The sequence below is a fragment of the Pseudomonas sp. V98_8 genome (genome assembly GCF_029967975.1).
GTDB classification, from domain to species: Bacteria; Pseudomonadota; Gammaproteobacteria; order Pseudomonadales; family Pseudomonadaceae; genus Aquipseudomonas; species Aquipseudomonas umsongensis.
In genome coordinates, this window is sequence record NZ_JASCAE010000109.1 from 1 (window position 1) to 9632 (window position 9632).

A 9632-nucleotide genomic window follows, 5' to 3' on the forward strand; every position below is an offset into this window, starting at 1 on the left:
ACGACAGCGAACACCCGGACCCCGTGACCCTGCGCAGGCGCGACCACACCCGCAACGTGCTGCGCACGCCGGCGAACAACAAGCTGCGCATGGAAGACCTGCGGGGGCAGGAGCACGTCAAGCTCAGCACGGAATATGGCGGCAAGAGTCAGCTGAGCCTGGGGCATTTGGTGGATGCCAAGAAACAGAAACGCGGGGAAGGGTTTGAGCTAAGGACCGATGGGCATGGCGCCATTCGTGGGGGCAAGGGCCTGTTCATCACAGCCGAGGAACAACCGAAAGCCCAGGGTCAGGTACTGGACATGCAAGCCGCACTGGGCCGCTTGCAACAGGCCGGCGAGCAGTCGCAAAGCCTCTCCAGCGATGCCCAGGCGGCCCACGCCGACCCTGCCGATGTGGAGGCCCAACTGTCACTGATGCGCGACCAACTCGATGAGCTCGAGGCCCAGATGATTCTGCTAAGCGCGCCCCAGGGCATCGCCCTCACCAGCGGCCAGCACCTGCAACTGGCGGCGCAGGACAACCTGATGCTCAACGCTGGCGGCCAAGCCGATATCAGCGTGGTCAAGCGCCTGTTCATCGGCGTCGGGCGGGGGTTGAACCTGTTCGTGCGAAAGCTGGGGATCAAACTGATCGCCAATCAGGGCCCGGTCTCCGTGCAGGCGCAGAACGACCAACTCGAGCTGCTGGCCCGCCACGAACTGTCGATTACCAGCACCGAAGACGAAGTCCGCATCACGGCAAAAAAGAAAATCACCCTCAATGGCGGCGGAAGCTATTTCAGCCTCGATGCGGGCGGCATCGAATCGGGGACGGCGGGAGACCACACGGCCAAATCCGCACACTTCGCCTTTAGCGGCCCGGCCAGCATGACCGCTACGCATCCGGATTACCCGCCACTTCAATCCAGGCAAACCTTGCGCTTCGAGATACCGCAAGCCCCTAACGCCTCGGGCCTCGGCTGGGCGGGAATGCCCTACACGCTGTACGCCGACGGCGCAGTGCTCCAGCAAGGCGTGCTGGACAAGAGCGGGCAACTGTCGATCGACCACCAGGTCGTGCCCCGGGGTTACCGGCTGGTGATGGCCAACGGTGTGGCTTACCAGATCCCGGTCCCCACCGATTACCGCAATGCCGAGCAGGCAGCACTCGCCAATCGCGGCCTGCATAACCACCCCGCGCAAGCCGCTGCCGAGGTGAGCCAGCCAACGTCACACACCGATCACCGCGGGCTGTACGCCGCGCAGATGGGCATCAACGACCCGGAAGGAAAAATACAATGATGAGACCCGACATTGTCGTGCCGGTCGCGCTGCAGCATACCAACAAGGTGACCTGCACCCCGCCCTGGTACGTGCAGCACACCGAGTACCCTCCTGCAAAGGCGACCTATCAACCCTTGATCAACGGCGAGGAAACCTTCCGGGCCGTGCACGAGGCTATTGCCAGGGCCGTGAGGACCGTCGACATCATCTGCTGGGGGTTTCAGCCGTCGATGTACTTCATCCGCGATGGCGTATCGCCGCGGATCGGCGAGTTGCTCATGACCAAGGCGCGGGAAGGCGTCGAGGTTCGGCTGTTGGGTTGGGAAGCGCCGTTCAATGCCGCTGGCGTGGCGGGGGAAGCCAACTTGCCGGGTAAAGGCCCGTACCGCATCGCCAACCGGGAGTTGCAACCTTCCACGGACGACCAATACGCCTATGACCGTCAGTGGTTTTCCCGATGTGCATTCAATGGCAGTGCGGCGGCTGCGATGCGAGTCGCTCGCGATGTGCCGGTGTTCGTCAGCCGAGGTTTCAGCGTGTATGAAAGAGCTGAAATTGCCCATCAAGTGAAATACGCAAGTCTCGACCCGCACCTCAGCCCCAGCACGATTGCCACGCTGAGCGCGGCTGCGACCCACCATCAGAAAACGGTCCTGGTCGACTACGAAATAGCCGATCGCGCCACCGGCTTCGTCATGGGCCACAACATGCTCGACGAGTATTGGGACACCAACGATCATTCGGCGTTGAAACGCGCCAAGGACAGTAAGCCGAAAGCCTGCGCCGGCCCGCGTGGCGATACCCCGCGCCAGGACATTTCCAGCCAGGTCAGTGGACCCATCCTCGAACACCTGCACCACAACTTCGCCACCGCCTGGCGCAAGGAAACCGGCGAGGACCTGTTCGCCTCGCGCCGTGCCATGCAGGTGGGACCGACACTTCAATGCACCCCGGACGCCACCCGGCAAATGGCCCAGCTGGTACGCACCCAACCGCAGGAGGGCAAGCGCGATATCGAGGCGCTGTATCTGCAGGCCGTGAACAACGCGACCCAGTTCATCTACATCGAAAACCAATATTTTCGCTGGCCACCTCTGGCCGAGCTGATCAAGGCTGTGGCGGCCGGTCAGACGAAGGCCGGGCGCGACCCCGGAATACACGGTCCCTTGCACCTGTTCGTGATTACCAATGCCAGCAAAGACAGCGTAGAGCCCGGCGCGATCAATACCCAGCGCATGCTCGAAAGCCTCGGGCGTGGCGACACCATCCCCGTGATCACCAAGTTACGGCGCGTTGAACAGACAAAGCGTGACGCTGCGAAGCAGGCCCCCACCCTGGGGGAAATGCTCGAACAGCGCGCCTTGCTCACGCTGACGAATCTTACCGATGCGCTGGGCGGAACCGATTTCAGTGAAGCTCAGCGGCATGCCGCCAGACTCAATGATTTTCGAATGGCTGACCTCAACGCCAACATCAGCGCAGTCGAGCGCAACGCCGTTGAAGCGGACCTGAACATTCCCGGCCTGAAAGTCCACGTGTGCTCGCTGGTCGCCCCCGACTCACCGGCGGGCAAGGACTGGATGCCGGTGTACATCCACTCCAAGTTGATGATTGTTGACGACGTGTTCACCACCCACGGCTCAGCCAACATCAACACCCGCAGCATGCAGGTCGATAGCGAGCTGAATATTGCCCATGAATGGGCGAGTGTGACCCAGGGGTTGCGGCGACGGTTGTGGAATCTGCATACGGGTGGGAAGGGGGGGCAGGATGATGCGGGTGATGCGTTCGATGCTTGGCAGGACATCATTGAGGACAACAAAGATCGACAGGAAGACAAGAAAAGCGGCGTACCGGCCACCTCCCTAGTCGAATTTCATTATGACAAAGAAAAACTGAAGGACATGGACTGATGCACCGTTTTCTCCTGCTGTCCTGCCTGTTGCTGGTCGCCTGTGACAGTCCCAGCGCCGTTGCCTCTACAAAGAAGGAACCTCATGTGAACCCACTCACCGAGATCAAAGCCAAGTTAGCCTTTACCTGTGCCCACGAACAAATTCCTGATGCGTCAACCGAGTCCGATTTGCTGTTTCAATATGCGCGCTGGCTGCAAAAAAACAACCAGCTCAAGCAGGACAAAAACGTCGATGCCGAAATCGAACGGCTATACCGCATCGCCGCCGAAAATGGCCATTACAAAGCCAACATCAACCTGCAGAACGGCGCGATGCGTGGTCAGTTCAAACTTCGAGGCGAGGAATATTTGAGGATGAGCCAGCAGCTCATCGACGGGGGTGTGGCGACGGGATACTACTTTGTCGGCATCTTCCTCAAGCAAGGATCCGCCGGTTTGAAGCAGGATTCGAAAATGGCGTTGCGTTACTGCCGCAAGGCTGCCGATCAGGGCAGCGCGCAGGCGCAATACCATGTGGCCGACAAGCTGGCACCGAGCGATATTGCCCCCGACATTGCCCGGCAAATGCGTCGATGTGCAGCCGAACAGGGCCATGGTGAAGCGGCTGTGGAACTGGGAGTCAATCTCAAAAGAAGGGAGAATTATCAAGAGGCACTCGAAGCATTTCAACTCGGGGTGGCAGCCGGTAACAGCTCGTCCGCTTCATTTTTAAGTAATGGTTTTCACAGCTCGTTGCCTTCAGATGAACTGTACTACCTTGGGCAACAGGAAGATCTTGAGCGCGCCGAGCGTTATAGGACAATCCGAAAGATTCTCTCCGGCTACTCGTACGCCAACCCCAAAGTCCCCGAAATTAACGAAATCCTCCCGCTCCCCCCAGCCAAACTCCCCGCGTGGGACGGCAAACTCCAATGGCTTGAAACCCGCCTGGCCAACATTCCCCCAGAAAAACCCGTCGAAGCGCTGATCAACCAGCTGGCCAAGGCTAAACTCCTGGCCCCCGCCACCGGCCGACCGCTGCCGGAATCTCCCGACTTCATCCAAGCTACCTCTCCCAGGCCGACCTGCAATAGCGGCCAAGCCTGTCCGCAGACTGGCTACTGGAAAGCCGATATCGGCAGCCAGCTTTTCTCGCGTCTCGAAGGTGAACAAATTCGCCGGTTCGAGAAGGGCGAAATGCTCCCAACCGTCAGAGTCCAGAGGCGCCACAGCCGCTTCCTGCTCGCCGACCGAGTGACCGTCGAAGAGGAAAATATCGAATGGAGACTGTTCGGTGAGGCCTGAGTATTTCCTGATCGACAGGTGCAACCGATAAACACATAAGGCTCCCGCATTAGAAACAACACCGCCAATTCCGGCGACTAAAAGGGAGCAATATAATGAGCAAGCATGAAGCAGGCGATAAAATAACGTTCGAGATGCATTCTCCGGGAATGGAGGTGCCAGCGGGTGAAAGCTCAAGTGAAGTAGACGACGAAGGTTATGTCCTTCTCGGCAAGGTTCATGGTCACGTTATCGAAAAAATTAAGGGCGGCATGAAAGTCACTCGCCCGGATGGGTCAACAATTATCTTGAATGATGGTGAAGTGACCATCGAAAATCTTGTTCCCAAATCAGTAGGGATCCGGAGCCTGTCCGAGATTGAATCATTCGCTGTGCGAACACAGGATCAAACTCGTATTTTTCGCCTGGATTTTATTGGTGGGGGCCATGTCGAAGTAACGTACGCGCAAGACGGCCGGGTCATGGGGGTCACCGGGCAAAACATCAAGCAATCAATCACCAAGGACAATGAGATAATCGTCAGCCAAGGTGATTCGGCCAGTGTTCAAGTGCCTTGAATCGAGAGAAGCCCTGATAGAGGAAAAACAGCAGCCTGCGGCAGCTCCTACAGGGTGAATATCAGAAGGTAATTTCAGATACGCCTCCGCCTGTAGGAGCGAGCCGGTGTTGGGTGTTTGGGGATGGGATAGCACCAGCCGCTAGATACTCATCACCATCTGCCCACTATCAACGCGCAACTCCACACCATTGATCGCCCGCGCCTCATCGCTGGCCAGGAACAGCACGCTGGCCGCCACGTCTTCAGGCAAGCACATGCGGTTCATCGGGTCGCTGTCGATGGTCAGGCGGTTCGGGTCGACGCCTTGGGGGAAGCTGGCGCGGGTCATGTCGGTGAGGACGCCGTCGGGGTGCAGGGTGTTGCAGCGGATGCGGAATTTGCGCCGTCGGCAAAGCGCTGCCACCGAACGCGACAACGCCGCCACCGCGCCTTTGGAGGCGCTGTAGGCCAGGTAGTCGTCACGCCCGGCGAGGGCCGCGATGGATGAGAGATTGATGATCGAACCACCGCTGTCCTTCATCAACGCGATGCCTTCGCGGCAGCCCAGGAACACGCTGTCGGCATTGACTCGCAGCATCTTGTGCCAGTCCGCCAGGGTGGTTTCCTCGATCGAGCCGGCGATGAGGATGCCGGCGTTGTTGACCAGGATATCCAGGCGACCGTAGCGCTCACGCACATGGTCGATGACCTGGCGCCACTCAGCTTCGCTACTGACGTCGTGACGGATGAAGGCTGCAGTCGGTCCGATCTCCATCGCCAGGGCCTGGCCTGCCTCGACGTCCAGGTCGCTGATCAGCACCTGGGCGCCCTCGGCCGCGAGCAGCCGCACGCTCGCGGCGCCGATGCCCTTGGCGCCGCCGGTGACCAGCGCGACCTTGCCGTGAACCCGGCCATTGTTGTTGTCGGTCATCATGTCATCTCGTGTGAATGGATCGTTTCGGCTTGCTGGCTGCGCGCGACAGCGGCACCGGCTCGTCGACCGGAGAACACGCAGTCGGCCAGGGACAAGCCACTGATGTACAGGTGCGAGGGAATGCCTAACGCGCTGCGCCCGGCGGCGTACAGGCCACCGATGGCTTGCCCGTGTTGGTCCAGCACCGCGCCGCTGCGTTCATCCACGCGCAGGCCGCCCAGGGTCAGGGCGCCCAGGGGGAAGACAGGATTGGTCACGGAGATATCGCAGGCATAGAAAGGCCCCTGCTCAAGCACCTGGCGACCGCCCTCGGACTTGCCGAATGGCTCCGGCGCTTCGCCACGGGCGGCGGCGTTGGCGGCCAGCACCGACGCACGCAGTACGGCGGGGTCCATGGCGGTCGCACTGGCCAACTCGCTCAGGCTCTTGCCCTTGCGCACCTTGAACAGCATCAGCGCCAGGGCCGGAAAGCTCTGGAACCACCAGTAGCCGCCGAAGAGCGCTTCGCGGATGGCTTTCTTGCGCAACGGCGCATCCAGCACCAGCCATGCCTTGCCGCCCTGCTCTTCCATCAAGGGTTGGCCGAGGGTGGCTCCGTAGACTTCTTCATTGCAGAAGCGCCGGCCCTCGCGATTGACCACGATGCCCTTGTGCCAACTGTACGGCGGGTTGATGAAGCGCCACGCCGATACCCGCTCAAGCCCGGAGCCCTGGCCGCCGACACTGGTGCCCAGACGCAAGCCGCTGCCATCGCAACCGGTGGCGCCGACCTTGAAGTTGCGCCGGAACTTCGGTGCTTGCTGTTCGAGCAACTGGCGATTGAAGATGAAGCCGCCGGTGCTCAGGATCACGCCATGGCGTGCCTGCACCCGACGAGGCCTGGCGAAATCCCGTTCCAGCTGGCAGACCTTCTTGCGCAGTTTGTTGCAATAGCCCGGCGCGAAGTTCTGCAGGCGTTCGGCGCGGGCGGACAGTCGTGCGTGCAACTGGGCTTGCTTGCTGCCTTCGGGCATACACCAAAATTCGGCACCCAGTACCCGCCCCCGGGGGTCGACCAGCAGTCGTCGCGCCGCCGCCTGCAACAGCGTTTTCGCTCCGGCCTTCAGGCACGCGGCCTTCAGGTGGGCAAAAAGCACAGCGCCGCCCTGCCCTTTGCCCACGGTGCGATGCCCTCGTGGTGCAGGCGGCAAGGGGCCGCCGTGGTCAGGCACCAATTCGTTGCCCGAGTAATAGAGGAAGTAGCCGTCGGGCGGGTACGAAGTTTTTCCCCCGCCCGGTGGCATCTGGTGGGCATAGGGCGCGCCGTGGCTTTCCAGCCACTCGAGGTTGCTCACGCTGTCGGCGCAGAAGCGCCGCAAAGTGTCATCGCTCACCACGCCCCCGGTTTCGTGCTTGAGGTAATCGAACATGGCTTCGGGGCTGTCGTTGAAGCCCGCGGCCTGTTGATGACGCGTACCGCCACCGGCGTAGACCACCCCGCCACTCTTGGCGCTGGCGCCGCCGCCGGTGAAGCGGTCGGCGATCAGTACGTCGGCCCCCTGGGCCCGAGCTTCCAGCGCGGCGCAGGCACCGGCTGCGCCCCAGCCGACGACCAGCACGTCGCAAACTTCGTCCCAGTCCACACGGCTGCCATCGGTTACTTGCAGCGGCGGCAGCACATCGGTGCTGGGGAGGTTATCGGACATTGACATAGCCCCTCCTAACGCTGGCTGGCCAGGTGATTGGCGGCGACATAGCCGAAGGTCATCGCCGGCCCCAGGGTGCCACCCGCTCCCGGATAGCTGGTGCCCATCACCGACGCCGAGCAGTTGCCAATGGCGTACAAGCCGGCGATGGCGGTGCCATCTTCGCGCACCACCTGGGCATGCTCGTTGGTCAACAGGCCGCCCTTGGTGCCGATGTCCCCGGCGTCCAGGCGCATGGCGTAGTACGGGCCTTTGCGCAGGGGCGCCAGGCATGGGTTGGGCTTGATGTTGCTGTCACCGTAGTAGCGATCGAAGACATTGCCGCCACGGTCGAAGTCGAGGTCCACACCGGAGCCTGCATAGTCATTGACCTTGGCCACGGTGGCTTCCAGGCCGAGACTGTCGACGCCGATCTCTCGGGCCAGGCCAGCCACCGTGTCAGCCTTCCAGTACAGCGTGTTGAGCCATTCCTTGCGCAGGCGGCTGTCGGGCATGATCTGTCCCGGCATCAACGGTCCCATGGCATAGTTGAAACGGAAATGCGCGTCGAAGATCACCCAGGCCGGCACCGACTTGCCGCCGGTTTTCTGGTTGTCACGATGCATGGCATCGACGAACTCCAGGTAAGGCGCGGCCTCGTTGACAAAGCGTTGCCCCAGGCCGTTGACCACGATGGCGCCAGGGAACGCACGCTCGGCGAAGATCCCCCGGGGCTTGTCTTCTCCCGGTACGGCAATGGTCGGCGCCCACCAGGCCCAATCCATCAGCGCGGTGGCCGCACCCTGGGCCATGCCGGCTTCCAGGGCTGCGCCGGTGTTGTTGCCGGGCGGCGTCGCGCTCCAGGCCTTGCGGGTTGGCTTGGGCAGGTACTGGTCACGCAGGGCCTGGTTCTGTTCGAAACCACCGGAGGCCAGGATCACACCGTGGCGCGCCTGCAGTTGCAGCTCGGCACCGTCACGGCGCACGGTGACGCCGCTGACCCGACCGTTTTCGGTGACCAGGCCGCAGAAATCGGTGTTGAGCCACAACGGTACATTGCGATCCATCAGCGAGCGGCGCAAAGACGCCACCAACGAACTGCCCAAGGACGCACGGCGATCCATCTTGCTCTTGCGCCGCCATTTGAAGTCCAGCTTGTAGCGCAGCATCAGTTTCATGATCAGCAGGCGCCAGCCGAAGCTACGGGCCATGGCCTTGTGCGCATCGCGCGCCGTCCAGGCGATGCGCCCCATCAGCAGGGTCGAAGGCGAAGGCTTGCGCAGGTTCGCCAGTTCCTCATCACCCAACAGGCTGGTGTCGAACAACTCCGGATCCAGGGTTCGCCCACCGGGCAAAGCCCCCGGCAGGTGCGGATAGTAATCAGGGTATTTGGCCGCCACGGCGTAGCGCACCCGGCTGATCCGGGTGAGCTGTTCGATCATCTTCGGCGCATTGTCCAGGTAGGCACGCAAGCGCGTTTCACCGACATGCTCGCCCGCTGCCGCCTTCAGGTAAGTCAGGGCGGTGGCGTAGCTGTCATTGCCCTTCATGCGCGCGAAATAGTGGTTGTTGGGAATCCAGATACCGCCCCCGGAGATCGCCGAGGTGCCGCCGTACTGGTTGCTTTTCTCCACCACCAGCACACTGAAACCCTGGTCGGCGAGGAATACCGCCGAAGTCATCGCACCTGCACCCGAACCGACGACGATCACGTCGTAGTGGGTCTGAGACTGAACTTGAGCCGTCATTGTTGTTATGCCATTAGCTGAGGTCAGGAAAGAACCGCCGACCACGCAGGGTGCGCTGGCGGAGTGCAGCCCCATGATCGGGGGTGCGGGGGGATGGGCTCATCGTCAAAGTGGACTAGGGGGGGGGTGGCCTAGGGGATTGGGTGTATATCCATTGCTGCGGTAACGGCGACTTATGGTTCCGCTCTTACAGCGGGTCACTTTGAGAAGCGCAAAGTAACCAAACGCTTTTGCCCCACCACTCGGTGCCTCGCTAGGGCTCGGCATGCCCTCTCTCCGGCATT

General features: G+C 61.5%; 7 protein-coding genes. 4 read left to right on the forward strand and 3 right to left on the reverse strand.

The window, feature by feature from the left end; translation table 11 throughout:
* The 4 genes from QLG10_RS29330 to QLG10_RS29345 form a co-directional block, all read left to right on the forward strand.
* Positions 1–1283: type VI secretion system Vgr family protein (locus tag QLG10_RS29330; protein ID WP_282488463.1), on the forward strand; the 1283-nt coding region annotated here is incomplete at its 5' end.
* Positions 1280–3178 carry a phospholipase D-like domain-containing protein gene (locus QLG10_RS29335; protein WP_282488464.1) on the forward strand — a complete coding sequence of 633 codons (1899 nt, stop codon included), beginning with the start codon at positions 1280–1282 and terminating at the stop codon, positions 3176–3178. The genes QLG10_RS29330 and QLG10_RS29335, both read left to right, overlap by 4 nt.
* On the forward strand, positions 3178–4464 hold the full coding sequence (locus QLG10_RS29340) for a DUF6396 domain-containing protein (protein WP_110749065.1): 1287 nt from the start codon (positions 3178–3180) through the stop codon (positions 4462–4464). The genes QLG10_RS29335 and QLG10_RS29340 overlap by 1 nt, the downstream gene beginning before the upstream one ends.
* A gap of 95 nt (positions 4465–4559) precedes the next feature.
* On the forward strand, positions 4560–5021 hold the full coding sequence (locus QLG10_RS29345; RefSeq protein WP_110749066.1) for a hypothetical protein: 462 nt from the start codon (positions 4560–4562) through the stop codon (positions 5019–5021).
* Positions 5022–5162: 141 nt separating this feature from the next.
* Here QLG10_RS29345 and QLG10_RS29350 read toward each other — a convergent pair whose 3' ends face one another.
* Genes QLG10_RS29350 through QLG10_RS29360 form a run of 3 tightly spaced genes read right to left on the reverse strand, consistent with a single transcriptional unit; the run spans position 5163 to position 9348 of the window.
* Positions 5163–5936 (reverse strand): SDR family oxidoreductase, encoded by a 774-nt coding sequence (locus tag QLG10_RS29350; protein WP_188264739.1) that lies wholly within the window; start codon positions 5934–5936, stop codon positions 5163–5165.
* The gene (locus QLG10_RS29355; RefSeq protein WP_282488465.1) at positions 5933–7627 is read right to left on the reverse strand and encodes an FAD-binding protein; all 1695 of its coding nucleotides are present in this window, start codon (positions 7625–7627) and stop codon (positions 5933–5935) included. The genes QLG10_RS29350 and QLG10_RS29355 overlap by 4 nt, the downstream gene beginning before the upstream one ends.
* Positions 7628–7635: 8 nt before the next feature.
* Positions 7636–9348: an FAD-binding protein gene (locus QLG10_RS29360; RefSeq protein WP_110749072.1), complete on the reverse strand. Its 1713-nt coding sequence runs from the start codon at positions 9346–9348 to the stop codon at positions 7636–7638.
* Positions 9349–9632: the final 284 nt, after the last annotated feature.